Consider the following 24,500-nt stretch of genomic DNA (forward strand, 5'->3'; position numbering starts at 1 on the left):
CTAACATTTTAGCGGTAAAGATAGCTTAAAATTGTAGCGTTACTCCATTGCTGTTGAGAGATACTTTGTCCAAAAGATGATGTAGACGAGCGTTGTCGGAGCGATGAAGGAGGTAATTGGTTACGTCAAAAATTAGCAAAAAACCACCTTGCACCACCACTGCCTGCCCGAATCCCCGGAAGCGGTTCTGGCGAGTAACGGTTGTCTCAGTTTTTGATTTGTCCAATAACCAAAATCCGCTTGTGATGTAGGCCACGTCCAACCCCGAATTGAAAAGCAACGTTTTTTGTAACGTATAATGTTCTTTTACGGTTGAAGAAAGGGTAGGAGGAGGGCTTTTTTTACGCAGGCTCAACAAACCCGCGCCTGCAATCCCTACGTTGACGGCATTCCAATACAAGTTCATCTCGTGAAAATACCGCGCGCTACCTTCGGCTTTGCCGATGGCAATGCCGCTTACCGCTAGATTGGCCAACGACCACCCAGCCAGCGTCCAAGTTCCAGTGCGTTGGAGCCGTGCTTGGCGCTCGGTGAGTTGAGGAAGTGTGGGTAAAGATTGCGCATACAGGAATTGAATACCTGCAAAGAGCATCAGAAACCCGATGAGAGCCTTTTTCATAATTGTTGCGAATGGATAAATTATGCGAGTGAGTTACTAGTCAGCCAACCAAATTTTCTGACTGACGCGTTTACCTTGATGCTCACCCACTAACCAATACCACCCGTCGGGGGCAATTGTTTGAAAAATGTAATCTTCAATCCCCAAAGACTGCCACTGAAGCGGAATAGCTTGCCCATTAAACGAGAATAATTTAATTTCGGAAGGCAGAAAATGGCGAAGCCTCACCTGAATATTTCGGGCTGAAGTCGGATTGCCAAACACCCAAAGTTGGGGCGCATTTATGTCAAAATGAATGGGGATTATTTTGGAATATACAAATTGCCCGTCGCGGTCTACTTGGCGCAGTCGATAATAGATCACACCCGGAACGGGTGCGGCGTCGGTGGCGGTATAGATTGTTCGCTCGCTGATATCGCCGGCGGCGGTCAATGATTGAAACGTGACGAATTCACTTAAATCGCGGCTTCGCTGAACGTCAAAGTGACTGGCGTTTTGTTCCCAAGACGTTTCCCAATTTAATTCCACTTGATTATCAACTACCTCTCCCCGAAAATAAGTAAGCTCTACTGGCAAAGGTACAACGGTGACGTTGCCGTTAACGCGCAGATTATCAATGCGAAGCGTACCTAAATCATCCATGGCGCTGTAAGCATAAATACGAAATGTTACGGTGTTTTCGAGACCGCTGAACGAAATGGAATAATTCTGCGTACCGAAGTTTTCGCCTACCGAACCTGAACCCAGATTGCCGCTGAATCCATCTTGACTTGAGCGCAATGCAACTTGCGTGGGCCCTTGCGGCGAGCGGTTACAGGCGAAAGAAACCGATGTAATGGCGCATCGATAGTTTTTGGGAGTAATTGAAAACTCTAAATATTTATTGGTATTTAGGCTGCCTATTGACCAGAGGCGGATGCTGATGGCGGTTCCTGATGCACCCGCTGGATAGCCTGCCTGATTCACATTCCCACTTAGTCCGACTGATGAAATATTCACATTTGGGCTGTTGACAGAGCCGCTGGTATTTTCTTCAAAATCCCAAGAAGCGGTAAAAGGGGTTTGGGCCTGTGCAGTGAGCACAAACAGAGAAAGCACCAAAATAAACAGCTTGAAGTGCATTGTTTTCCCCTTTAATGATGAACGTCTATTGAGTAATCAGGGCCCTGATTATTCAATAGACGTTCATTTGAGAAAAAGTAACGGAGTTGAGACTCAATCCGTTGATAGAATTTTATAGGGCTTTGGCTTTATTCCAATATTCATCCATTTCGGCCAGCGTCATTTCATGTAGCTGTTTGCCGTCGGCGCGGGATTGGGTTTCGAGGTAGGTGAAACGTTTGATGAATTTTTTATTGGTACGTTCCAGAGCCGTTTCAGGATTTATATCAATAAAACGGGCGTAATTGACCAATGAAAACAACAAATCGCCAAACTCACCTTCGGCTTTTTCTTTGTCAATCACCGAATTGTCGTCTGCGTTGAAATGCTCTTTGAATTCCTGCATTTCTTCCTCTACTTTTTCCCACACCTGCTGCTTTTCTTCCCAGTCAAACCCCGCACCACGGGCTTTTTCCTGAATACGCATGGCTTTGACAAGCGCTGGTAGCGAGGCAGGCACGCCGCCCAATACCGATTTGTTGCCTTCTTTGAGTTTGATTTGTTCCCAATTTTGCTTTACCTGCTCTTCTGTATCGGCTATTGTATCACCATAAATATGCGGGTGACGCACGATGAGTTTTTCGCAAATACCGTGAAGTACGTCTTTTATCTCAAAGTCGTTAGTTTCGGAAGCAATTTTGGCGTAGAAAACAATGTGCAGCAAAATATCGCCCAATTCCTTTTTGATTTCGGGCAAATCATTCTCCATGATGGCATCCGACAACTCGTAGGTTTCTTCTATGGTCAAATGCCGCAAACTGTGCATTGTCTGCTTTTTATCCCACGGACACTGCGCCCGCAAATCATCCATGATGTTGAGCAATCGGTCGAAAGCGAGAAGTTGTTGGATGCGGCTTTCGGGAAGGTCGGATAAACTGCGAGTTGTCATGGTTAATTAATGTTCATTTATAGTCAAGATATGGTCATGTTTTGTTGAAAAGCAATTCGGTTACAATACGTGACGCGAAGCGCCTGACCAGTTTGCCAAATATGTTTCAATTTCTTACAAAATCACTTCTTCTAACATCTTAATATACTGCGCTACGCCTTGCTCAATTTCGTGCAGGTAGATGAATTCGTTGGCGGTATGTGAGCGCTCGGAGTGGCCTGGGCCCATTTTTAAAGAGGGACAATCCAACAGCGCTTGGTCGGAGGTAGTGGGAGAGCCGTAAGCCGTACGGCCCAATTTGAGCCCAGCCTGCACAATAGGATGCTCCACAGCAATGCTCGATGGGCGCAGGCGAATCGAACGCGGATGTACCTCCGATTGGATGTTTTGACGAATAGTTTCGATGATTTCTTCCAGCGTGTATTGCTCCGTGACACGGACGTCGACGGTGAACTTACAGGTATCGGGCACCACGTTGTGCTGGCTACCAGCGTTGATGATGGTCACCGACATTTTGATGGGGCCGAGCGTAGGGGATACTTTGGGGAATTTATAATTGGTAATCCACTGAATGTCTTGAATGGCTTTGTATATCGCGTTTTCTCCCTCTTCACGGGCTGCGTGGCCTGATTTCCCGTGCGCAATGCAATCTAATACCAATAGCCCTTTTTCGGCTACGGCGAGGTGCATTTCGGTGGGTTCGCCCACGATGGCAAAGGCAATTGGTGGCAGGTCATCTACAATCATTTCCAGTCCTTCGCGGCCCGATATTTCTTCTTCGGCGGTGGCGGCCAGCGCAACATTATGGGTCAGATGCGGGTTATCATAAAAATAACAAAACGTAACAATGAGCGACGTAAGTGGCCCGCCGGCGTCATTGCTTCCCAAACCAAACAGTTTACCATCTTGCACGAGCGGCTCGTAGGGGTTCAGGGTCCAAGAAGGGTTTGGTTTGACGGTATCGTGGTGGGAGTTGAGCAATACGGTGGGCTTTTTGGGGTCAAAAAAGCGATTAAACGCCCAGATATTGTTTTTTTTACGTTGAAAAGGAATGCCTTTACGCGTCAAAAAAGCCTCAATCAGCGCTGCCGTTCCTTCTTCTTCTTTGCTGAATGACTGCGTAGCAATCAGTTGCTTTAGTAATTGAATCGCCTCTTGCGCCAATGTGGCAGGCGATGAAATTGTGCTGGTTTCAGACATAAATATGGGTTTTGTCTGGCGCAAAGGTAAGTTTTTTAGTCCATAGTCTATTGTTCATTACCAACGATTTTATTCGATATGTCTATCCCTGAACAAATTCAAAACGAAGTACTTCGGCCCATTCTCAAGGCCCAAAATGACCTTTTTGTCTTGCTCTTTCGCCATCAAGTAAGTAAGCGCAAAGTTAATTTTGAGAATTATTCACCCGAAGACAAAGTCATATACATCGAAAAAACGATTCGCAAAGACATCAATTTCCGGAGCCTATTGGTCGGTGTCGTTGTGGGGCATTTTACGCCTGAGCAATACGAAGCCTACCGCCCGTTGGACGAAGAACTAAACAAGCGGATTATCAATATGTTAATCAAGCGCTTGTGTTCTCAATTGGAACTACTGGTTGTCAACCCTTAACAAACTGTCTAGTGTAGACTGATACATCGGAAAGCTATCCAAATGCAGGTGATGACCCTTGGGAAGTGTCGTTAATTGAGCCTTAACAGGAGAGTGCGATGATAACAAAATAAGGCTGTTTGTGTAAGGCACCGTTACGTCGTCGGTGCCGTGAAAAAGATGAATAGGGCAATAAATGTGCGCAAAGCAACTATCGGTGCGGAATTTGTACCGCGTGAGCCATTCGTACGGGAAAATCGGCAACTGCGTATGGCCTAGCGCTGGGATACTTGCATAAGGTGCTTCCAGAATCAGCCTTTTTGGGCGATTGTTAGCCGCTATTCGCGAAGCCATGCCCGAGCCGATGGAGTAGCCGTATACGATAATGGAGTCTTCTGAAAAGCGCTCTTTGAGGAAATCATACACGTATTGCGCGTCGCGGTGGAGGGTCTCTTCGGAGCGTTTGCCAGTGCTTTTGCCGTAGCCTCGGTAATCGTACATCAAAACGTTGTATCCTCTTTTGGTAAATCGTTCAGCATATTCGCGGCCCCAACGGGCTAGATTATCGCGATTTCCGTGGAAAAACAAAACGACTTTTCCAGGGATGAACGTAGAGCGTTTAAGCCCGACCGAATCTCTCGTGCCAAACCAGAGAGCGTTTAGTCTGACTTGGCCTTTTTCGGGTTCAAAAGTGATTTCCTCAAACGGAATCTTGAAGTTATACGCATAACTAGTAGCCAAGGTCGTGGGCCGAAATAACACCAGCGGATGTAGCCACCAAATCAATAGGGCGACGGCAGCATAAATAATAACTCCCCACTGGGCCATTTTGGCTATTACTGACATAAAAATCCGCACAGATTGGTTCGTTTGGCGTTGGTTGTGTTTTGCAGTGCCGTTTTGTAAAGTACAAAAGTCTAAATAAAGGCTTAACTTCGTGGCAATTAACGAAACTTTCTCTAAAATAATACCGTTTATTCATACCCGTTTAACCAACAACGGATAACCATTAATCCCGGATTGACGGGAAGTAAGTATAGATGAATTCAACCGCCAAAAAACAGGAAACCGCCGTATTAGTTGCCATCACTACCCAACGCCAAACTGCCGAACAAACCCAGGAATACCTGCAAGAGTTGGCATTTCTGGCTTCTACTTTGGGGGTAGAGACGGTCAAGACATTTACGCAAAAACTCGAATATTCAGATAATCGCACCTTTGTCGGAAAAGGTCGGCTCGAAGACATCAAAACCTTTGTGACTGCCAACCCCGTAGACATGATTATCTTTGACGATGAGCTGATTCCTTCGCAGGTACGTAACCTCGAAGCTGAATTTAAAGACATAAAAGTGCTCGACCGTAGCTTATTGATTCTTGATATTTTTGCCATGCGCGCCCAAACCGCTCAGGCAAAAACTCAGGTGGAATTAGCGCAGTATCAATACATGTACCCACGATTGACCCGTATGTGGTCGCACTTAAGCCGTCAGAAAGGTGGTGTCGGGATGCGTGGCCCCGGGGAAAAAGAGCTTGAAACTGACCGACGAATTGTGCAGGACCGCATCGCATTCCTGAAAGAAAAGCTCGAAAAGATTGACAAGCAGAGCGTTACTCGCCGCAAAGAGCGTAACCGGCTGGTGCGTGTGGCGCTGGTGGGCTATACCAACGTGGGCAAATCTACGCTCATGCGTCGCTTGGCCAAAACTGATGTATTTGCCGAAAACAAACTCTTTGCCACCGTCGATTCTACGGTGCGTAAAGTAGTGCTTGAAAATATCCCTTTCCTGTTGACCGACACGGTAGGGTTTATCCGTAAACTACCTACGAAACTCATTGAGTCGTTTAAATCGACCCTCGACGAAGTGCGTGAGGCTGATATTTTGCTGCACGTTGTTGATATATCACACCCGTCGTTTGAGGAGCAAATCGAAGTTGTAAATCAGACCTTGGCCGAAATCGGGGCAGGTGATAAATCGACGGTGATGGTATTTAATAAAATTGACGCGTACCATCCCAAAAAAGAAGCTTTTGACGAAGTGGTTGAAACTGAAGAAGGCGAAATAGTGGTGGAGCAAACCAAGGAAATGGTGCTTGAAAAGCTCAAAAAGAGTTATTACAATGCTTCGGCAGAGCACGTGGTGTTTATCTCAGCCCAAAACAGCGAGAATTTGGGCGAACTGCGAACTAAACTATTTGAGTTGATAAAACAAAAACACTACGTTATTTACCCAAATTGGCTCAATGTACCCTTTACAGACGTTGATTTTGCCGAATAGTTTTCAGACATTTGCCGAAAATCAGACTCCGTAGTTCAACGAATAGCGCGGAACGCCGCCCGATAATCGTTTCCTAAACGCTTGATTTGGGGGCTTGTGATTTTAAAATAGACTCCGTAGTTCAACGGATAGCGCGGAACGCCGCCCGATAATCGTTTCCTAAACGCTTGATTTGGGGGCTTGTGGTTTTAAAATAGACTCCGTAGTTCAACGGATAGAATAAGCGTTTCCTAAACGCTTGATATGGGTTCGATTCCCGTCGGAGTCACAATGTTTTCTTTCAAAGCGTTTCCAAAACGCTTGCTATGTTCGGAGTTGCGGTCGATTCTAATGAGAAGCTGTTTAGTTTTTTCAAAATTATCCTAAAACGTCCAATAGGTTAAGCCCTGCCTACCTTCAATTTCTGTTAGAGTTACTAACTTTTTTCAAAGTGTTTCTTAATCCCTTCCTAAGAAGGGGGGGGCTTTCGATTTTTAGGTAACTCATTACCTCCTGCCCGATAACACAATTCTTCCCAAAGTTGCTGACTATTCTTGCGTCGGATGGTAGATATTCTTCTCTATCAAATATTTAAACTACCTAGTTTACAATGCGTTCTGCTATATTATTTTGGGCAAAAGAACATAAAAAATCTAATTTTTGCGAAGAGCTAGTTTCAAATTATATAGCCGTTTACGAGAATAATTCGGCATGCTAAGTATTATTGATTTTTGGTGTTAAAGTCTAATTAATAATTTTTATATCAATATAAAAACGGACACTATTTATAGTAGATTTTTAATCACTATTGTTTTTTTATCTATGTAATGACTAATTTTGTCTATGGAATGGATGATTTTATCTATCTAACCCTTTATGCTTTGAAATAATAAATTGCCCGTATTCCATAGTCGTTCCTCTCTAAAGCCTAACTTGAAAAACCTATCTTTATGATTACTGAAAAACCTATGAACGAGTTTCCTGTAATGGATACAGGAGATGGTATTGTGTTATTCCATCCAAACATCCCTGCTAAAGCGGCCTTAAATGTGACCGAAGTTCTGAATACTCGATGGATTGGGCAAGGGCCTAGGGTAGAAGAATTTGAAAACCGCTTTGAAGAAAAATTCACGGCCCCTTGCAAGAGTTTAGCGGTAGGGTCGGGTACTGATGCGCTGCATTTATCGTACTTGCTGGCGGGTTTACAGGCCGGCGATGAGGTGATTGCACCAGTTTTTACTTGCACTGCCACCAATATTCCGTTTCTCTACATGGGGGTAAAAATCGTCTTTGCTGATGTCGACGAAAACCTCAATATTGACGTCAACCATGTAGCAAGTCTTATTACTCCAAAAACCAAAGCCATTGTTTGCGTGCATTACGGCGGACTACCCTGCGATATGGACGAACTTTGGGCCTTGGGAGCAAAACACAATATTGCCATCATAGAAGACGCCGCCCATGCCGTAGGAGCAAAATACAAAGGTGAGTACATTGGTAGTCAAAGCGATTTTACGATGTTTTCGTTTCAGGCCATCAAGCACATCACAACGGGCGATGGGGGCATGTTGGTGGTCAAAGATAAGTCATTGGTGGAAAAAGCCAAACGTTTGCGTTGGTTCGGTATCGACCGTAGCAGCAAACAAAAAGGTATTTGGGAAAACGACATCGTGGAGGTGGGTTATAAATATCAGATGACCGATATTGCTGCGAGTCTCGGGTTGGCGTCTCTTGAGGAGTTTGATGAGCATTTGGCGCACCGCCAAAAATTATACCGTTTGTATTGCAATTTATTGAAAGATATTAAAGGGATACGGGTCATCGGAAGCGAATACACCGACCGTGAGCACGCCGCTTGGTTGTTGACCGCTGAGGTTGACAACCGTGAAAATCTGGTGAAATACCTACGTGAACACGGGGTAGAATCGGGTCAGGTACATTATCGCAATGATAAATACACCATCTTTGGAGGCCGAACTCCAGGGCAATTTCCCAAAATGGACGCCATTGAAGACCGCTATTTGGTGTTGCCGCTTCACGCCAAAGTGACCGAAGAAGACGTTGAATATATCGCCTATATTCTCCGAAAAGGATGGTAAATAATGCTATGGAGTTCACGTACAAAAAAGTGTCTTTGGCGTATTCTCCCGTTTTTTCAATACTTATTCCCTCTTGGAATAACCTCGATTACTTGAAGTGTGCGGTAAATAGTATTAGAAAAAACAGCCGATATAAGCACCAAATTATTGTGCATGTCAACGAAGGAAAAGATGGTTCTGAAGACTGGGTTTTAGCGCAGGGAGACATTGGCTATACCAAAAGCAGTCAGAACTCCGGAGTATGCTACGGCTTTAATGCGGCTTCTCATTTGGCCGTAGCCGATTATCTGGTTTTTATTGACGATGATATGTATTTATGTCCCGATTGGGACTTCTTTCTGTTGGAAGAAATAAAAAAGCAGAAAGACGATAAATGGTGCATCAGCGGAACCATGATTGAAGGCTTTGATAAAGGAAATGCCTGCGTAATTGCCGACAAAAATTACGGTACACATCCGTCAGAATTTGATGAAGCAAAATTTTTGTCGGAATACGCCAGCTATCCGAAAGAAGACTGGAACGGCAGCCAATGGTATCCGATGGTCTTGCCAACGTTTGTGTACCGTGCCGTGGGGGGCTTGAGCATAGAGTTTTTTCCGGGAATGTACAGCGACCCCGATTTTATGATTAAATTGTGGCACTATGGCGTCCGTTTTTACAAAGGAATCGGTAAAAGTCGGGTATACCATTTTGCGAGCAGAAGCACGGGGCGGGTCAAACGCAACGACGGACGAACCGAGTTTATCTTAAAATGGGGCTTGAGTAGCAATACATTTTTTAAAAATTACCTCAAAATTGGGCCCAAGTTTTTAGGTACGCTGCCCGATCCCGACGAGACATTTACGCTAAAACTTAAAAAACAAATTGATCGATGGAAGGTTAAATTCAAAACCCGTCCTATTGATATTTTCCGATAATTATGTCCAATTACAAAGAGCAAATCAAGCATGTGCCGCATTCCAAAGGCAATGCCTTAGAGTTTATACACCGTTATCTTGCTGAGCACGACGTACGCGATAAGCGGGTGATAGATGTATCTGCGGGTTCGGGATATGTGGCAAATCTGTGGCATAATGCAGGGGCGAAGGTCAAGCCTTTTGATAAGCATCCTGATATTCTCAAGAGTGATTCGTTGATTTGTTCGCCTATCGATCTGGACAAAACATTGCCTATCGAGTCAAATTCGGCCGATTATGTGTTGTTGATGGAAACCATTGAGCACATTCCTAATCAAACATTTCTGTTGCAAGAAATCGCCCGCATTCTTAAACCCAACGGGCTGTTGATTATTACAAAACCTAACAATAGCAGTTTGAGTGGGCGCATGGCTAACCTTTTGGTGGAAGCTGAGCGGAGTGACATGTTTTTGTCGAACGAAGCCGAAGTCATTGGCTATGATGATGCGCACCTTTACAACGGCCGGGTATACCTCTGTAATGTACAGCGGCTGCGGTCTATGGCGGGTTTGGCAGGTTTGCGTTTTCAGAAAGTATATCCCAATCAATTAAGTATCAGCTCATTGGTTTGGTATTTATTCTTGGGCTTATTCCTACATTTACGTTCGTTTTTGACATCTCAAAAACTATCTGGTAAGACTACTAACCCACAGGAAAAGAAGATTCTTCGGGAGCAGCACTTGCTTAATACCAATCAAACGGTGCTGCTCCACAAACATTTGTGCATTACTTTCAGAAAAGAGTAAACGCCTTAAATACCCATTCTAGCAAAGCGGTAGTTAAAATAGGGTGATAAAGATTGACCTTGGCTAGTGAATCGGCGGCTTTACGGTGGCCTGCAAGGCCGCAATGCACGATAAATTGAGGTTCATCAAAATAAAAGGATAGGGATCAAATTTATAAACCCCGATAGGTACGGACTTAAACACAATCCAGACAGTGAGGATGATGCCAAATATAATCCAGCCGTCCTACTTCTTTGTTACCCATAAAAGGAAATTAATCTACTAAAAAATACCCCCTAAACGAAGTCTTCGTATCCGCTTTTGATGATGGTCGAAATCATTTTAAAACGTTCGCTTGCCTTGATGGTATTGCGGGTGTGGGCAGGTACGATGATGGACTGACCCGTGGCCAGCAAATGAGAGGTGCCATCAATGATTACTTCTGCGTTCCCGTCAATCACCTGAATGAAGGTATCAAAAGGCGAAATCTTTTCCGTCAATGCCTGTCCAGAATCAAATGAAACAACACTTACATTACCAGTGTTTTTTTTTAGAATGGTTTTGATGACAATGGAATTAGGGACATATTCGATGATTTCAAGTATGATAAATACCCTCGATTTTTCCACTTCTGAATTTTCCAATTGTAACTGATGTTGAGATCAAACCGAAGAAAAAAGCGGTATTTTAAGGATTCGTTTAAGACGGCTAGCCCGCTTTCGATGGGTAAGATTTATGCCTTCTCCGTTTGCCCTTTTTTGATGATGTTAATGACCTCTTCGCGTTTTTTATTCAATCGAAGTTCTACTCGTTTAATCAGTTCGCTTTCTTTACCTGGCTCAAATTTCAGGTCGGCGTCGGTAAGTTGGGCAAATTTATCTTTTAGCAGTCGTGCCATTGAATCCCAATTTCCAGTGATTTTAAATGTTTCGGCGTCTTTTGTTTGTGGTGTGGCCATGGTGTTCGGTTTAATGAAGTGATTGGATTATCACATAACAAAGGTCAGGAAAATTTAAGGCCGAAGCGTTATAGATGTATGTTCCAATTTTACACAAATCACATGTTCTCTAAATTGTCTTCTCGTCTCTGTTTTAGTTGTTTGTAAAAAGAAGGTGAAAGGCCAGTAACCTTCTTAAACTGGTTGGAGAGGTGCGCTACGCTGCTGTAGTGAAGTTTATAAGCAATCTCAGTGAGATTGAGTTCATCGTATAGCAGTAGTTCTTTGACGCGCTCAATTTTATGAATAATGATGAATTGCTGGAGCGTAATGCCTTTCACTTCGGAGAAAATATTGGAAAGGTAGGTGTAATCATAACCTATTTTTTCGCTGATATAATCAGAATAATTTACTTTGGGTAATTCATCAGAGTAATGAATCATTTCCGTAATCACAATTTTTATCTTTTCAATCAGGATGCTTTTTCGGTCGTCGAGCAACTCTAGCCCCGATTTGAGAAGGTTGATTTTGAGTTTCTCGCGTTGTAGTGAGGAAATTTCCCCCAAAATATCCACCATCCCCAAGTCTACCGTCACGTACCGTACGCCTAGTTTTTTTAGTTCTTCTTTCACCATCATCTTGCATCGCAGGCTGACCATGTACTTGATATATAGTTTCATACATTTAAATAGATAAACAGCCCGAGTATTGGCAAAATCACTGCGCTTATGCTGGTTTTAAGCGCAGTGGAATCGTCTTTGATTATCAAGAAAATGCATCTCTGAAACAATAAATGACCCGCGAAGCCAGTAGAAAGCCCACGTTTTTAGAGGTCAAACAGCGTTAAGCCGAGAAATGAAGGGTTTAAGCGTAATGTGAGTTAATGTTTAATCAATGTAGTTAATTTACCGAGAATAAAAAAATAATCCGACCTGATTTGCCTAAATCTTTCTTTGGGTAGCTTTTAACCCACTCACCATAGAAATTGATTTTTGGGCATACCGCTAAGCGGTTGGATGGTGGCGAGGCCTTTGAAATATCTGAACTAATTTTTCTTTGATTACATTTCTCGGAGGGTTGCGATTTAGGAATGAACTAGGCGAGGCATGGGCCTCAGCATAATGTCCAAATCCATCTGGTTTTCATCGGAAGCAATCTCTGCCTGCAAGCGTAAATTCTGAACAATCGCAATCATGGCATTGTCTTCTTGGGCCTGCTCACTAAAACTCAGTTGACTGTATTTTTTTTGGCGGTTAGGTCCCCAAAAAAACAATTCGGTCTTGGCATCATAAATACCAATCGGAACTCCTCGGCGGTGGCGGGAGAGTTTTTTTAGGGCGTCTTCGGCCTCGGCGCGGGTGTTGAAAGTAAGATGCTGGTGGTGCTTTTTGAGCGTATATAAAACTGAAAAACGGTTCATGTCAGTGGAAATTTTAAATGAAGTGTACAACAACCCAACGGAGAGTTGTTTGAAGTAGGATGCCTGTTTTGAAGGCGGTTTTTAGTTGAATGAATGAGTGCTCAGCGAGCCTTAAATATTAATTTGAATGAGAATCAACGCCTAACGGCAAAGCTGAGAAGTTGGATAAAACTTAGAGATGGTATCTGCCCCCGATTCGTGCTTTAGTGGATGATTTGCCGTTCTATCAAAAGATGGGCAAAAGAGGTAGATATGTATAAAAGAAAGATTTGCTTTCTAAAATCCGAGTTGATTTGTATTACAAATATAAAAAAAATGTTTTGTTATACAAGTATATAGACATTTTTTTTGGATAAAAAGTTTCTCTTTATGCATTTATGATAAATCTCTAAAATATAATTATTTAAAGAATGTTTTGTTTCTGCGTATTTCGAGAAATACCCAACAAACAAAAACCCCAACGTATTTGGCGTTGGGGTTTTTGTTTGTTTATTCAATAAAATCGCCCTATTGTCGGGCTTTCTACAATCTTCTTTCTGACTTCGAGTGCATTGATTGCTCCCTGTTTGGTATAAATAACTTTGCCGCCAGGCTCAATGATGAGGGTATAAGGCAAGGCGCCTTGCCATTTTGGGTCAACGATTTCGATAAATTGATACACGTCCATACCGTCTAAAATATAATTGAGGTTGGAGGCTTGTTTGGCTTTGAGGAATTTTAGGGCTTTTTCGCGTTGGGCGGGCTTGTCGGTGGTGATGCTGACAAACTCAAAATCGCGCCCACGGTACATGCGGTTCATGGTCACAAACTCAGGAAATTCTACCACGCAAGGCCCGCACCAAGTGGCCCAAACGTTGATGACGCGGAGTTTGTCGGTGTCGTTTTTTAATAGTTTGCGTAGCCCGTCGGGGTTGATGGTTTCGAGTTTTACTTCTTCTTTGGCCCATTCAGCTTTGCCCCGTTCAATCCAATCCGATTTTTCTTTCCATTTGACGGAGCAGCCAAATGATTTGGTTTTAGGAACTGCCACGGGCTTTCCGGCGAGTAAGGCTTCCACGGCGTCGCGGGCATTATTGACCTTGGGTGTTTCGGTGGGTTTCTCCACGTCGTCAAAACGACCTGTGTATTGTAGCTTACGATTTTGGTCAAAAATGAAAACGTGAGGAGTAGCCACGGCGCCGTAGGCTAAGGATGTAATCTGCGTAGCACCGTCGTAGAGGTAAGGAAAATTAAATTTTTTGTCTTTGTACCGAATCTTCATCTCTTCAAATGTGTCGCTCAAATCGGTGTACCCCAGCTCATCCAAACGCACCGCCGATGGGTCGTTGGTGGAGATAGCTACCACTTGTACACCTTGGGCTTTATAGTCGTTGGTGAGGCGAATAATGCGGTCTTCGTAGGCTTGTGCGGTAGGGCAATGATTGCAAGTAAAAACAACAACCAGCACTTTCGCCTTGCTGAAACTCGCCAAACTGTACGTTTTTCCGTCGGTGCCTGGGAGCTTAAAATCGGGAGCTTGCGCACCAATCTCTAGTGTTTTGGGGTCGATGGCATACACGCACAGCGTAGCCCATACGACTGATAAAAGAAGAAAGAATGTCGTTTTCATCGCATTTTTTGGGTTTACTGATTGATTTACAAAATTTGCTCATTGCTGAAGATAGAAGTCAGACGCAAGAGGTATGATGGATGTTAGAGTGACTAACCTTGAATTTTATACCAGGCCTCTTACTTCGGCACTATTCGTCAACGATTAATCATCAATGGATTGGTAAATGATTTGCCGAAACAGATTATTGAGATTGTCGCCGCTGCTTTGGGTTTGTTTCATGATTACACCGATGATTTTTTCTTTGGGGTCCGCAAAATAATTTGTGTTGAAATAACCGCCCCATTCAAAGGTGCCTTCGCTGCCTTTAGCTCCTTTTTCGGCCCCCGCTTTGTTTAGCAATCCAAACGCCAATCCGTAAGAAGAGTTGGCTTTGTCGCCGCCCAACAGTTCACCTACCTGATTGCTGAGAATGGTTTCGATGGTTTTACGACTTAAAAAACGTTTGCCACTCACTTCGCCACCGTTGAGATACATCAATAAAAAAGTCGCGTAATCTTTGGCGGTACTCGATAATCCTGCCCCGCCCGAAAAGAAGGCCTTCGCGCCTTTGACGGGGTATTCGGTGTCGTAAAATGTGTTTGGATACCTCACCCATTGGCCATTTTGGGGTTTTTGAATAGCCACTAAGCGAGATGCTTTGGCTTCTGGCAAATAAAAATAGGTGTCATTCATGCCCAATGGGTCAAACAATCTTTTGCGTAAAAACTCATCAAAAGGCATTCCCGACATGATTTCGATAAAATACCCCAGCACGTCTAAACCTTCTGAGTAAACGTATTTTTCGCCAGGGTGATGGTGCAAAGGTAGTTTTGCGAGCTTCTTGATGTTGTCGCTGATTTTGACGGGTTGGGTCGTAAACAAATCTACGATACCTGCTTTGTGATACATGGCCTTGAACCGCTCATCGCCGTCAATGACGCCGTAGCCAAGCCCAGAGGTGTGGGTCAGCAAGTGACGAATCGTGATTTCAGACTTGACGGGTTCGGTGGTATAGGTGCTATCCAAAAACTTAAAATTTTTCAGCACCGTCTGATTCTTAAATTCAGGAATGTATTTAGAAATCGGGTCGTCCAATTGAAACTTTCCTTCTTCCCAGAGCATCATCACGGCGGTAGAAGTGATGGCTTTGGTCATGGAAGCGATTCGAAAAATATCGTCGCGCTTAAGCGAACGGTTGGATTCATTGTCGGCCATGCCGAAGGCTTTATGGTAAACAATCTTGCCATTGCGAACTACTATCGCGGCCACGCCCGGCACCGCTCCTTGCGTGACGGCATTTTGCAAAACACCATCCATACGGCTGAGGCGTTCTGAGGATATACCCACGGTTTCGGGGGCTGCATCGCCCAAAGCGGGCGAGTTTTTGATAGATTTTGTTTGAGCAGTAGCCTGCGCAAAACCAATAAAAAGAAAAGGAAGAAAGAGTAAAGAGGACTTCATAGTGAATACTGAATAGGTACAACACTATCAAGCAATTAGGGGCTAAATTTTACTGATTAGGTGGATAAAAGTAGGAGTAGTGTGGATAACTATGCAAAACAAAAGAGGCGTGAAACACACGCCTCTTTTATAACATTATGGGGGGCAGACGTGAAGCCTGCTCTTACAAATATTTGCTAATACTTAGCGGGTTGCCCTGGTTTAGGCAAAGATTGTTTGATAAATTGCCGAATGTCTTCGTTGCCCGTTTGAAGGTCTTCCTTGCGGAGGTACATCATGTGGCCGCTGCGGTAGCCTTTCCAGCTCATACGGTCTTTGAGTTTGCCGCTTGGGTCCATTTGCCACATATTATACTTGGCGTTGAAGTAATCGCAAGCCCCGTCATAGTAGCCTGACTGTACCATTACGTGCAGGTATGGGTTTTGGGCCATAGCCTGACGCAGGTTTTCGGCCGATTGGTCGCCGCTGCGGTCCCACGGATTCACGGGGCCAAACATGTAGTATTTCATGTCTGTTTTGTAATTCAACTCATTGCGTAAATAGATGTTGATGGCGGGCGTGAAAGAATGTAGCCACGATGTCAGCTCCGAATTAAAATCTGGCTTGTCGCCTACATCTTGCCGGTCGATTCCTTTATACCGTGAGTCCAACCGGCCAACGGTAAATCCTTTGTCGCGCAATAGTTCTTTCCAGAAATAACTCGTTGGTACGTCAAAATTACTCTGTAAAATCACTTTTTCGGAAATGCCCGAATACCGCGCCATTTTGGCGGCAATCTCTTTTCGTTTGGCATCTTCCAAAAATCCACCTTTGCTAATGGCTGGAAGCAACTCATTGATGGTGAAGTTTTCCACTTCGGGTAGCATGTCGGTCAAATCTTTTTGCTGCAAATCAGGACTCAATGCTTTGTGGTACCAAGCGGTAGCGGCATAATACGGCAGCCGCAGTGCGGATTCTGATACCTCGCCGCGTTCGATGCCGAGCGTGGTAGGAGAGACCAGAATCACCCCGTTGAGGTACATCCATTGCGAGCTTTGGAGTTCGAGCGCCAACCCAGATACGCGTGTGGTGCCGTAGCTTTCGCCGATGAGGTATTTGGGCGATGCCCAGCGGTTGTTGCGGGTTACAAAAGTCCCAATCCATTCGGCGAGGTACTTAATGTCGGCACGAACGCCAAAGAATTTTGAGCCAGGAACGTCTTTGCTCGTAGGCCGTGAATAACCAGTATTGACGGGGTTTACGAATACAATATCTGCCACATCCAAAATAGAATAAGGATTTTCTTTGATGCCGTAAGGTTGGACGGGGTAGCCTTCATCGTCGATGTTGAGCAATCGCGGTCCAGTGTAGGCAATGTGCATCCAAACGGCCGCCGAACCAGGGCCGCCATTGAACGAAATGACCAAAGGACGCGTGGTGCGGTCTTTGACATCAGACCTTTCGTAGAAGGTATAAAACAAACCTGCAATGGCTTTGCCGTCTTCGTCCCACACGGGCATGGTGCCGGTGGTGGCTCGGTAAGGAATTTTCTGGCCCTTGATGGTCGTTTCGTGGTCAGTGGCCACGAAAGAATCTGGGTTGAACGTAAGGTTATTAGATGATTTTTCTTCTTTGGCAGGGGCTGCGGCTGTAGTATTGGTGGGAGCTGGGGCCGAAGGGCGTTGTTGGGCGTTAGTAAGAGTACAGCTGCCAGATAAAACAATGGCCAGGAGTAACGGGTTTTTCATACAGGAATTTAGTTTTGAAGTGAATTTTTCAGTGGAAATAAGGTGTTATAAAATTGAACGGTTTGGACTTAGCGCATTAGTGATGCAATAATACGAACATTTATCATTTTCTTCTTTTATGCAAGTATACGACGTATTGATTATAGGCGCAGGACCGTGCGGATTGGCCGTAGGTATTGAAGCTGCAAAAGCAGGGTTGAGCCATCTCATTTTAGAAAAAGGTAGCATTACGGAGTCGATTAGGCGCTACCCCAAACGGATGCGCTTTTTCTCAACCGCCGAAAATATTGAAATTGGAGGGATTCCCTTTCCCATTTCTGAAGTAAAAGCCAATCGCAGTGAAGCGTTACAATATTACCGTAAGGTTGCGGGGTATTATCACCTCAATTTTAAACTTTTTACGGAAGTTACGCAAGTAGTAAAACAAGATGATTTCTTTGAAGTTCAAACTGCCAAGGGTGAAGCCTATCATGCCCGTAAAGTAATTATTGCGACTGGTTATTTTGATTTTCCGCGTCATTTGGGAATTCCTGGGGAAAATTTGCCGCACGTTACTCCTTATTATGACGAACCTTTCTTATATTCGTTCTCCAAAGTTGTTATCGTGGGCGCGGCCAATTCGGCCGTGGAAGCGGCCCTAGAATTGTACCGTCATGATGTCGACGTCACGATTGTTCATCGGGGAGAGGATTTTCGCCCAACGGTCAAATACTGGCTTGTTCCAGATGTAAAAAATCGCGTGCGAGAAGGTAAAATCAAAACGCGGTTTAATAGCCTCACCACGGCCATTGAACCAAAACGCGTCCAAATCGAAAATATAGAGACGGGAGAGTCCGAATGGATTGATGCTGATTTTGTTTTGATGTTGATTGGTTATGTCCCAGATGGAGCTTTGCTACAACGTTGTGGTATAGAACTAACCCAGCTGAGCATGGTGCCCGTTTATGACCCCGAAACGTTTGAAACCAATGTGGCAGGGCTTTATTTATGCGGTACGGTGGTGGCGGGAATCCATACCGAAAAAGTATTCATTGAGAATGGTAGAGAACACGCAGCAGCCATTATTGACCACATTGTGGGACGTAAAATCCGTCAGGTAAAAGAATTGATTGAAAGAATATAAGTTAAGTTTATTTGTTTGCAACAACACCCCTATTAGTCAGTAACAGGAAAAGCCGGATATTATTTATCCGGCTTTTCCTGTAATAATCGTTGTTATATTTTATCCTAGAAAGTTTTCTACTAGTTCTTCCGCTTTCGTTAGAGCGGCTTCAAGGTTATCGTTGACCAAAATTACGTCAAAACGGTCTTGAAATGACATTTCAAATTTTACTTTAAAGAGCCGCTTAGAGAGGCTGTCTTCGGTTTCGGTGCCGCGCATCATGAGGCGTTGCTTGATTGCTTCTTCGCTCGGGGCTTTTACAAAAATGGCAAGGGCGCGTTCTCCAAAGTATTCTTTGAGTTTGAGTCCTCCTTTTACATCCACGTCAAAAATGACGTGTTTCCCTGCGGCCCACAAACGCTCAATTTCTGATTTTAAGGTTCCGTAATAACCACCCGGGTATACTTCTTCCCATTCCACAAACTCATTGTTATCAATGCGTTGTTTAAAATCATCGGGTGTAAGAAAGTAATAGTCTTTGCCGTGTACTTCATTCCTGCCGCGGCGGTCGCGGGTGCAGGCCGAAATCGAAAAACCCAGGTTGTTGTACTTTGAGAGTAAGTGTCGTACGATGGTTGTTTTACCAGAACCAGACGGAGCAGAGAAGATGATGAGCTTTCCTTCCAAAACTTAGGCGGTGATGTTTAATTTTGCTTTGATTGCCTGTACGAGATTATCGGGGCAGAGTCGTTTATCGACTTTCGCCTGAAGGGATTCTTTAACGCACTTTTCGAGGTGGTACATTTTGATGCAGTGAAGGCAATCATCCATGTTTACCCTGAAGTGTTCCTTCTCGGCTTCTGAAGCTTCTCCATCCAAAACAGCCTGAATTTTTTTCAGACATTCTGCGTGGTGTTCGCAGTACTGTTTTTGAGGCTTCCTCGTTTCATTATTCTCACTGGCGGAGGCTGACGAATGCATATCCAATAACATTGCAAAGGTTCAATTTTTTCTTTGAATCTTACTATTAAGTTGTCTTTACTTAGAATGAATTTTCATCAAAAAAAGTTCAAAGACATAGCTTGAAAAAATTGGATATCACTCAATACCGTCCTTAAATCAATCCTCGTCGGTGTCGTACCCCATGGAGGAAGCGTACACTTTGAGCTTATCTTTAAGGAGATTCCGTGCGCGGTGCAAACGAGAGCGAACAGTGCCAATCGGAATATCCAGAATCTTAGCCATTTCTTCGTACGTGAACCCTTCAATGTCGCAAAGGATAATGACGGTACGAAAATCGACGGGCAATGAGTTGAGCGCAGTGGCTACTTCATCGCCAATCATGTCTTGAACAGTTTCGACGCGTAAGTCAGTAGTGTGGTCGACTTCGGCAGCTTCTTCCGAGTTGTAGGTTGTTTCTACTTCTTGGTAATCGACCTTCGACGGCTCTTTGCTCCGCTTACGATAATCATTAATAAAACTGTTTTTCAGGATTCTGAACAACCACGCTTTTGCATTAGTTCCCCGCTCAAAGGAAGAAATAAAACGGAAAGCTTTTAAATAGGTATCTTGGACGAGATCGTTGGCGTCATCTTCGTCCATTGTTAGCCTAAAGGCAAAATTATACATGGAGTTTATATGGGGCATAAACTCACGATTGAATATATCGTTCTTCTCAGTGTCGTTGTAAGACGTTTCTGAGGAGGCTAGGGGTATTTCTTCGATTTCTTCTGACATAATGACTGACATGGCTGCCGTAAATTTACGAATTTTAGCAAACGACCCACCTTCCGCGCAACTCTTCTTTTACCAATCAACAAAAACCCCTCATGAAAGGTTATTTTTTCAGGATTAGCTGTAGAACAACTTGCCCATAATTAGCTGATATAATATACGACAAAAATTATTCCAACGAAAATAAATAATTCGTTTTTTAGACAAAATGTCAGAAGTGAGGATGTTTTTTCACCTAACGGGAAAAAAGTTGCGTGAGCAAAATGGTCAGGGTAGTAAATAAAATACTGCAAACTATCTTTAAAAGGGTGTAAGGCAGTAAGCTGAGGCTACCCGCTTCGACAAAAAACAAAAGTAGATGATGAACCGAAACCAGTATGAGAGTGTAAGACAAAAAGGCAGGGAGGCCAAGCCCCTTCAATGAAAGTTCTAAGCGCCCTTCTGAGAGTTTTTGAGCAAACTGATAACGAATGATAATCGGGCGTAAATAGGCCACAAAAACGGCAGTGGCCGCATGGAGGCCGAGGGTATTATCAAACGAATCAACGGCTACACCAGTTGCAAAACCGATGAGTAGCAGGACCGTTAGGTTAATTTCTTGCGGTAAAAACAGGATTGCACCTATGTAAATAAAACAAAATGCATAGTCAAACAATACCAAGTGGCGGGCTACAAATATATGCAGTAGCACGTACACTAACCATCTTAAGGCACTGCGGGCTATTTCGTTTGGATTCATTTACGTTTATTAATAAGGCTTTCCTGAAGGGATTGTTGTTGATCCGAAAGCTTGTTATCTACCAAATATACATAGGAGACTTTGGAGAAGTCGGTCGCTAGTTGTAAGTCAATCTCAAAAAATGCCTGGTCGGGAGCCACTTTAAAGCTTTTTACATATCCTACAGGTACGCCGGGCGGAAATACGGCGTTGTAGTCAGATGTGACGGCGGTATCTCCTTTGCTGATGGGTTTGTAGCGTGAAATATCTTTTAACTGGATAATGGAAGGAGTACTATTGTTTTCCCATTCAGCGTTTCCATTTTCACCACTTCGCAGGAGTTTTGTAGAAATCATGTATTGCGAATGCAAAATGGAAGTAATGACAGAAAAATGTTCGTTACAAGATTTTACTTTTCCTACAACACCCGTCGATGAAATCACCCCCATACCTACTTTGACACCGTCGGCGTAACCTTTGTCGATGGTCAGGTAATTGTCGGCGCGGTGGGTGCTGTTGTCGATTACTTTGGCAATCGTTACAAACTTATATCGGGAAGCAAAGGCTGAATCGGCTTTATAGCCCACAGGAGCATTGCTGGGATTTAGCTGTTGCATTGCCGTTACGCGTTCATTTAAGCGTCGGTTTTCCTCGGCCAATGCCTCGTTTACTTGCCGGAGGTTGGTGTATTCTCGTAAGGTATTTGAAGCCTCTAACGCTTTTGCATTTAGCGAGTTAGCGGTGTTGAAGTATTCTACACTCCAATAGTTATTGTTATTGACGAGCAACCAAAAACTAAACACCTCAAGCAAAACAAAGAGGATAAAGTTTCGATTACGGGCAATAAACTCAAAGAGTTGAAGCATTGAGGTAGGAGTGACAACGGGGGAGCGAGGAGTGAGAAGGGAACTAAAACTCACCGCGGCGGCGGCCGCTTCTCACCGCAGCGGCGGCCGCGCCTCGCTGCTCGCTACTATTGAATTAATACCGACTTATACAATTCTAGGTTTTTCAGGATTTCACCCGTGCCCTTCACAACGGCCTTGAGGGGGTCGTCGGCGACGTGGATTGGCAACTTTGTTTTAGTGGCCAATCGTTTGTCGAGACCGTGCAAAAGCGCACCGCCACCAGTCAAGTGAATTCCATTGGTGTAAATATCGGCCGAAAGTTCAGGAGGGGAAATTTCAAGGGCCTTCATCACGGCTTCTTCGATTTTGGAAATCGATTTATCCAACGCATACGCAATTTCGCTGTACGTAACTTTGATCTCTTTCGGAATACCAGTCATCAAATCGCGGCCCCGAATTTCAAAATCTGCTGGAGGATTGTCTAGTTCGGGTAAGGCCGAGCCTACTTCAATTTTGATTTGCTCCGCCGAACGCTCACCAATCAGCAGGTTGTGCTCACGGCGCATATAATCAACAATGTCTTTGGTAAAAACATCGCCAGCAATACGAATGGATTGCTCACATACAATACCTGAAAGGGCAATAACGGCAATTTCGGTTGTTCCACCGCCAATATCCACAATCATGGTACCGTTGGGCTGTGTAATATCGATACCGATACCAATTGACGCCGCAATGGGTTCATGCACCATATAAACTTCCTTCGCGCCTGCGTGTTCTGCCGAGTCTTTTACAGCTCGTTTTTCTACTTCTGTAATACCCGATGGAATACAAATAACCATTCGGTGTGATGGCGTGAAGAAGCGATTGTTGGGCGTAATCATTTTGATCATCCCACGAATCATTAATTCCGCAGCGGTAAAGTCGGCAATAACACCGTCTTTTAACGGGCGTATGGTTTTTATATTTTCATTGGTCTTTTCGTGCATTTGCATTGCTTTGTGACCAATCGCCAACACCTTCCCGTTATTCTTGTCCAAAGCAATGATAGATGGCTCATCCACAACGATTTTGTCTTTGTGAATAATCAGCGTGTTCGCTGTTCCTAAATCTATTGCAATCTCGCTGGTTAAAAAATCAAATAATGCCATGTTGTTTGCTTTCGCAGATTGACTAAAATTTAATGAGCCGCAAAATTAAAGGATTTTATCGGCTTTTTGACAGAATACAAAGCAAGTATTTTTTTGATTAAAGCCTTGAAAATGAGTCGAAGGTTTTACACCCTTTGACAAAATACGCCCAAATGATGCTCTTAGAAGAGATTGGGAGTGTTTGATGGCCTTTTGTTTGGGCGATTTTCTGTTGAATTCGACGGCGTTTTTGGGGAAGTTCACCCAAAATCCACCTATAAAATGCAAAATGAGCTCTTACAATGGCCCATATATCTCGCCATTGACCATGCGGCAAATAACGAATTGACGAAATTCCGTCTAAAATAAGCCTCAAAAAGAGAATAAGCCAGGTTCGATTGGCTGGCAAATTCTTATAAAGCATGGCCAAGCTATTGCGATAATTGAGGAAGGTCTTGAAAGGGCTCGTAGGAGGAAGGGTGCCGCCACCTACATGATAAACCACCGATTGCGGACAACAATATACGTGATAGCCTGCCGAATGCAGCCGCCAACAAAGGTCAATTTCTTCCATGTGGGCAAAAAAATCCTCGTCAAATCCGCCCATTTCGTGGAAAAGCTTGGACCGAATCGCCAAAGCCGCGCCCGACGCCCAGAAGATAGGGACGGTGGTGTCGTACTGACCCGTGTCAGTCTCGTTGTGGTAAAATATACGACCGCGACAGTACGTGTACCCCAGCCAGTCGATATAGCCTCCTGCGGCACCTGCGTACTCAAATTGCGTTTTGTCATGGTGGGCCAACAGTTTGGGTTGGCAGGCTGCAATTTGAGGGTTTTGGTCCAGCAGATTGACGATGGGAGTCAGCCAGTGAGGCGTGACTTCCACATCAGAATTGAGAAGGATATAATACTCAGCAGAGATGTTTTTCAGGGCGCGATTGTAGCCGCCTGCATATCCGTAGTTTTTGGGTAAAATAACCGTTTTTACGGCCGGAAAATTTTGTTCAACCCAACCCACCGAACCATCGGTAGAGGCGCTGTCGGCAACATAAATCGCGGCGGATTCGGTATATTTAACAACAGACGGGAGAAACTTCTCCAAGAAGTTTCTCCCGTTATAATTAAGAATGACGAGGGCTACTTTGTCGATTGGCATTTACTTCATAAACTTACTCAAATCCAATCCCGGGATATTGGGCAAAACGCCTTCCGTAGATTGCTGAATGTGAACTTTGATTTGGTCCTCGATATTTTCTAAAGCCCGATTAATGGCCGCGGTAATCAAATCCTGCAACATTTCGCGGTCTTCTGGCTTCATCAAATCGGGGTCGATGGTAAGGCTTACGACTTGTTTACGCCCGTTGACCGTTGCTTTTACGAGACCCGCGCCTGTTTCGGCCGACTCGGTCAATTGCCCAAGACCTTCTTGGGCCTCTTTCATTTTGGCTTGGAATTCTTTGACCTTTCCAAGCATTCCCATCATATCTCCAAACATAACTTTTTGGGGCTAAAACGTGTAATTTTTAGGGCGCAAAGAT

At 44.2% G+C, this 24,500-nt stretch carries 27 protein-coding genes and 1 tRNA gene; 7 read left to right on the plus strand and 21 right to left on the minus strand.

Annotated features, from left to right (window positions below; all coding sequences use genetic code 11):
• Positions 1 to 25 precede the first annotated feature (25 nt).
• The 4 genes from GVN20_RS02460 to GVN20_RS02475 all read right to left on the minus strand — a co-directional run bounded on the left by GVN20_RS02460 (position 26) and on the right by GVN20_RS02475 (position 3,869).
• On the minus strand, positions 26 to 619 hold the full coding sequence (locus tag GVN20_RS02460) for a DUF6992 family protein (protein WP_166556802.1): 594 nt from the start codon (positions 617 to 619) through the stop codon (positions 26 to 28).
• Positions 620 to 655: 36 nt separating this feature from the next.
• Entirely contained in the window at positions 656 to 1,741 is a 1,086-nt protein-coding gene (locus GVN20_RS02465) for a hypothetical protein (protein ID WP_166556803.1), read from the minus strand.
• A gap of 112 nt (positions 1,742 to 1,853) precedes the next feature.
• Entirely contained in the window at positions 1,854 to 2,669 is an 816-nt protein-coding gene (mazG, locus tag GVN20_RS02470) for a nucleoside triphosphate pyrophosphohydrolase (protein WP_166556804.1), read from the minus strand.
• 114 nt (positions 2,670 to 2,783) lie between these two features.
• The gene (locus GVN20_RS02475; RefSeq protein ID WP_166556805.1) at positions 2,784 to 3,869 is read right to left on the minus strand and encodes a M20 family metallo-hydrolase; all 1,086 of its coding nucleotides are present in this window, start codon (positions 3,867 to 3,869) and stop codon (positions 2,784 to 2,786) included.
• 78 nt (positions 3,870 to 3,947) lie between these two features.
• On the opposite strand from GVN20_RS02475, the gene GVN20_RS02480 reads away from it, so the two are divergent.
• Positions 3,948 to 4,280, plus strand: a complete 333-nt coding sequence (locus GVN20_RS02480; protein ID WP_166556806.1) for a glyoxalase — start codon at positions 3,948 to 3,950, stop codon at positions 4,278 to 4,280.
• On the opposite strand, the gene GVN20_RS02485 is transcribed toward GVN20_RS02480, so the two are convergent.
• Positions 4,260 to 5,105 (minus strand): alpha/beta hydrolase, encoded by an 846-nt coding sequence (locus GVN20_RS02485; protein WP_166556807.1) that lies wholly within the window; start codon positions 5,103 to 5,105, stop codon positions 4,260 to 4,262. The genes GVN20_RS02480 and GVN20_RS02485 overlap by 21 nt on opposite strands.
• Positions 5,106 to 5,299: 194 nt before the next feature.
• Here GVN20_RS02485 and hflX point away from each other — a divergent pair, with 194 nt between their 5' ends.
• The 5 genes from hflX to GVN20_RS02510 all read left to right on the plus strand — a co-directional run bounded on the left by hflX (position 5,300) and on the right by GVN20_RS02510 (position 10,315).
• Complete coding sequence (hflX, locus tag GVN20_RS02490) at positions 5,300 to 6,535, plus strand: GTPase HflX (protein ID WP_114459758.1); 1,236 nt, start codon at positions 5,300 to 5,302, stop codon at positions 6,533 to 6,535.
• A gap of 196 nt (positions 6,536 to 6,731) precedes the next feature.
• Positions 6,732 to 6,803 (plus strand) — tRNA-Arg (locus GVN20_RS02495).
• Positions 6,804 to 7,482: 679 nt separating this feature from the next.
• A complete protein-coding gene (locus tag GVN20_RS02500; protein WP_229598946.1) occupies positions 7,483 to 8,613 on the plus strand; it encodes a DegT/DnrJ/EryC1/StrS aminotransferase family protein in 1,131 nt (376 codons plus the stop codon).
• An 8-nt stretch (positions 8,614 to 8,621) separates the two neighbouring features.
• Positions 8,622 to 9,530, plus strand: a complete 909-nt coding sequence (locus GVN20_RS02505; protein ID WP_206023180.1) for a glycosyltransferase family 2 protein — start codon at positions 8,622 to 8,624, stop codon at positions 9,528 to 9,530.
• A 2-nt stretch (positions 9,531 to 9,532) separates the two neighbouring features.
• The gene (locus tag GVN20_RS02510; RefSeq protein WP_166556810.1) at positions 9,533 to 10,315 is read left to right on the plus strand and encodes a class I SAM-dependent methyltransferase; all 783 of its coding nucleotides are present in this window, start codon (positions 9,533 to 9,535) and stop codon (positions 10,313 to 10,315) included.
• A gap of 63 nt (positions 10,316 to 10,378) precedes the next feature.
• On the opposite strand, the gene GVN20_RS29640 is transcribed toward GVN20_RS02510, so the two are convergent.
• From GVN20_RS29640 to GVN20_RS02550, 8 genes are all read right to left on the minus strand, one after another.
• Positions 10,379 to 10,531, minus strand: a complete 153-nt coding sequence (locus tag GVN20_RS29640) for a DUF1003 domain-containing protein (protein ID WP_166557271.1) — start codon at positions 10,529 to 10,531, stop codon at positions 10,379 to 10,381.
• A 59-nt stretch (positions 10,532 to 10,590) separates the two neighbouring features.
• Positions 10,591 to 10,938: a cupin domain-containing protein gene (locus GVN20_RS02520; protein ID WP_166556811.1), complete on the minus strand. Its 348-nt coding sequence runs from the start codon at positions 10,936 to 10,938 to the stop codon at positions 10,591 to 10,593.
• Positions 10,939 to 11,027: 89 nt separating this feature from the next.
• Positions 11,028 to 11,252: a hypothetical protein gene (locus GVN20_RS02525; RefSeq protein WP_114067607.1), complete on the minus strand. Its 225-nt coding sequence runs from the start codon at positions 11,250 to 11,252 to the stop codon at positions 11,028 to 11,030.
• A gap of 98 nt (positions 11,253 to 11,350) precedes the next feature.
• Positions 11,351 to 11,911 (minus strand): AraC family transcriptional regulator, encoded by a 561-nt coding sequence (locus GVN20_RS02530; RefSeq protein ID WP_166556812.1) that lies wholly within the window; start codon positions 11,909 to 11,911, stop codon positions 11,351 to 11,353.
• A gap of 404 nt (positions 11,912 to 12,315) precedes the next feature.
• Positions 12,316 to 12,651 carry a hypothetical protein gene (locus tag GVN20_RS02535; RefSeq protein WP_166556813.1) on the minus strand — a complete coding sequence of 112 codons (336 nt, stop codon included), beginning with the start codon at positions 12,649 to 12,651 and terminating at the stop codon, positions 12,316 to 12,318.
• 493 nt (positions 12,652 to 13,144) lie between these two features.
• Complete coding sequence (locus GVN20_RS02540; protein ID WP_166556814.1) at positions 13,145 to 14,260, minus strand: redoxin domain-containing protein; 1,116 nt, start codon at positions 14,258 to 14,260, stop codon at positions 13,145 to 13,147.
• A 144-nt stretch (positions 14,261 to 14,404) separates the two neighbouring features.
• On the minus strand, positions 14,405 to 15,703 hold the full coding sequence (locus GVN20_RS02545; protein ID WP_166556815.1) for a serine hydrolase: 1,299 nt from the start codon (positions 15,701 to 15,703) through the stop codon (positions 14,405 to 14,407).
• 176 nt (positions 15,704 to 15,879) lie between these two features.
• Positions 15,880 to 17,430, minus strand: a complete 1,551-nt coding sequence (locus tag GVN20_RS02550; protein ID WP_166556816.1) for a S10 family peptidase — start codon at positions 17,428 to 17,430, stop codon at positions 15,880 to 15,882.
• A 118-nt stretch (positions 17,431 to 17,548) separates the two neighbouring features.
• On the opposite strand from GVN20_RS02550, the gene GVN20_RS02555 reads away from it, so the two are divergent.
• Positions 17,549 to 18,553: a YpdA family putative bacillithiol disulfide reductase gene (locus GVN20_RS02555; protein WP_166556817.1), complete on the plus strand. Its 1,005-nt coding sequence runs from the start codon at positions 17,549 to 17,551 to the stop codon at positions 18,551 to 18,553.
• A gap of 99 nt (positions 18,554 to 18,652) precedes the next feature.
• Here GVN20_RS02555 and gmk read toward each other — a convergent pair whose 3' ends face one another.
• The 8 genes from gmk to GVN20_RS02595 all read right to left on the minus strand — a co-directional run bounded on the left by gmk (position 18,653) and on the right by GVN20_RS02595 (position 24,457).
• Entirely contained in the window at positions 18,653 to 19,219 is a 567-nt protein-coding gene (gene gmk / locus GVN20_RS02560) for a guanylate kinase (protein WP_166556818.1), read from the minus strand.
• A 3-nt stretch (positions 19,220 to 19,222) separates the two neighbouring features.
• Positions 19,223 to 19,513, minus strand: coding sequence for a hypothetical protein (locus tag GVN20_RS02565; protein ID WP_229598947.1), 291 nt, complete (start codon positions 19,511 to 19,513; stop codon positions 19,223 to 19,225).
• A 138-nt stretch (positions 19,514 to 19,651) separates the two neighbouring features.
• Positions 19,652 to 20,281 carry a sigma-70 family RNA polymerase sigma factor gene (locus GVN20_RS02570; protein ID WP_166556820.1) on the minus strand — a complete coding sequence of 210 codons (630 nt, stop codon included), beginning with the start codon at positions 20,279 to 20,281 and terminating at the stop codon, positions 19,652 to 19,654.
• Positions 20,282 to 20,501: 220 nt separating this feature from the next.
• The gene (locus GVN20_RS02575; protein ID WP_166556821.1) at positions 20,502 to 21,005 is read right to left on the minus strand and encodes a hypothetical protein; all 504 of its coding nucleotides are present in this window, start codon (positions 21,003 to 21,005) and stop codon (positions 20,502 to 20,504) included.
• Complete coding sequence (mreC, locus tag GVN20_RS02580) at positions 21,002 to 21,850, minus strand: rod shape-determining protein MreC (protein WP_166556822.1); 849 nt, start codon at positions 21,848 to 21,850, stop codon at positions 21,002 to 21,004. The genes GVN20_RS02575 and mreC overlap by 4 nt, the downstream gene beginning before the upstream one ends.
• 107 nt (positions 21,851 to 21,957) lie before the next feature.
• Positions 21,958 to 22,983: a rod shape-determining protein gene (locus GVN20_RS02585; RefSeq protein WP_013926777.1), complete on the minus strand. Its 1,026-nt coding sequence runs from the start codon at positions 22,981 to 22,983 to the stop codon at positions 21,958 to 21,960.
• A 97-nt stretch (positions 22,984 to 23,080) separates the two neighbouring features.
• A complete protein-coding gene (locus GVN20_RS02590; RefSeq protein ID WP_166556823.1) occupies positions 23,081 to 24,118 on the minus strand; it encodes a glycosyltransferase family 2 protein in 1,038 nt (345 codons plus the stop codon).
• Positions 24,119 to 24,457: a YbaB/EbfC family nucleoid-associated protein gene (locus tag GVN20_RS02595; RefSeq protein ID WP_114067594.1), complete on the minus strand. Its 339-nt coding sequence runs from the start codon at positions 24,455 to 24,457 to the stop codon at positions 24,119 to 24,121.
• Positions 24,458 to 24,500 lie beyond the last annotated feature (43 nt).

The organism is Runella sp. CRIBMP (genome assembly GCF_009905605.1).
Classification (GTDB): domain Bacteria; phylum Bacteroidota; class Bacteroidia; order Cytophagales; family Spirosomataceae; genus Runella.

Bases quoted from the DNA above. Each gene is read 5' to 3' on its own strand.
- GVN20_RS02460 (WP_166556802.1), bottom strand. From the start codon at position 619: ATGAAAAAGGCTCTCATCGGGTTTCTGATGCTCTTTGCAGGTATTCAA.
- GVN20_RS02465 (WP_166556803.1), bottom strand. From the start codon at position 1,741: ATGCACTTCAAGCTGTTTATTTTGGTGCTTTCTCTGTTTGTGCTCACT.
- mazG (WP_166556804.1), bottom strand. From the start codon at position 2,669: ATGACAACTCGCAGTTTATCCGACCTTCCCGAAAGCCGCATCCAACAA.
- GVN20_RS02475 (WP_166556805.1), bottom strand. From the start codon at position 3,869: ATGTCTGAAACCAGCACAATTTCATCGCCTGCCACATTGGCGCAAGAG.
- GVN20_RS02480 (WP_166556806.1), top strand. From the start codon at position 3,948: ATGTCTATCCCTGAACAAATTCAAAACGAAGTACTTCGGCCCATTCTC.
- GVN20_RS02485 (WP_166556807.1), bottom strand. From the start codon at position 5,105: ATGTCAGTAATAGCCAAAATGGCCCAGTGGGGAGTTATTATTTATGCT.
- hflX (WP_114459758.1), top strand. From the start codon at position 5,300: ATGAATTCAACCGCCAAAAAACAGGAAACCGCCGTATTAGTTGCCATC.
- GVN20_RS02500 (WP_229598946.1), top strand. From the start codon at position 7,483: ATGAACGAGTTTCCTGTAATGGATACAGGAGATGGTATTGTGTTATTC.
- GVN20_RS02505 (WP_206023180.1), top strand. From the start codon at position 8,622: ATGGAGTTCACGTACAAAAAAGTGTCTTTGGCGTATTCTCCCGTTTTT.
- GVN20_RS02510 (WP_166556810.1), top strand. From the start codon at position 9,533: ATGTCCAATTACAAAGAGCAAATCAAGCATGTGCCGCATTCCAAAGGC.
- GVN20_RS02525 (WP_114067607.1), bottom strand. From the start codon at position 11,252: ATGGCCACACCACAAACAAAAGACGCCGAAACATTTAAAATCACTGGA.
- GVN20_RS02530 (WP_166556812.1), bottom strand. From the start codon at position 11,911: ATGAAACTATATATCAAGTACATGGTCAGCCTGCGATGCAAGATGATG.
- GVN20_RS02535 (WP_166556813.1), bottom strand. From the start codon at position 12,651: ATGAACCGTTTTTCAGTTTTATATACGCTCAAAAAGCACCACCAGCAT.
- GVN20_RS02540 (WP_166556814.1), bottom strand. From the start codon at position 14,260: ATGAAAACGACATTCTTTCTTCTTTTATCAGTCGTATGGGCTACGCTG.
- GVN20_RS02545 (WP_166556815.1), bottom strand. From the start codon at position 15,703: ATGAAGTCCTCTTTACTCTTTCTTCCTTTTCTTTTTATTGGTTTTGCG.
- GVN20_RS02550 (WP_166556816.1), bottom strand. From the start codon at position 17,430: ATGAAAAACCCGTTACTCCTGGCCATTGTTTTATCTGGCAGCTGTACT.
- GVN20_RS02555 (WP_166556817.1), top strand. From the start codon at position 17,549: ATGCAAGTATACGACGTATTGATTATAGGCGCAGGACCGTGCGGATTG.
- GVN20_RS02565 (WP_229598947.1), bottom strand. From the start codon at position 19,513: ATGCATTCGTCAGCCTCCGCCAGTGAGAATAATGAAACGAGGAAGCCT.
- GVN20_RS02570 (WP_166556820.1), bottom strand. From the start codon at position 20,281: ATGTCAGTCATTATGTCAGAAGAAATCGAAGAAATACCCCTAGCCTCC.
- GVN20_RS02575 (WP_166556821.1), bottom strand. From the start codon at position 21,005: ATGAATCCAAACGAAATAGCCCGCAGTGCCTTAAGATGGTTAGTGTAC.
- mreC (WP_166556822.1), bottom strand. From the start codon at position 21,850: ATGCTTCAACTCTTTGAGTTTATTGCCCGTAATCGAAACTTTATCCTC.
- GVN20_RS02585 (WP_013926777.1), bottom strand. From the start codon at position 22,983: ATGGCATTATTTGATTTTTTAACCAGCGAGATTGCAATAGATTTAGGA.
- GVN20_RS02590 (WP_166556823.1), bottom strand. From the start codon at position 24,118: ATGCCAATCGACAAAGTAGCCCTCGTCATTCTTAATTATAACGGGAGA.
- GVN20_RS02595 (WP_114067594.1), bottom strand. From the start codon at position 24,457: ATGTTTGGAGATATGATGGGAATGCTTGGAAAGGTCAAAGAATTCCAA.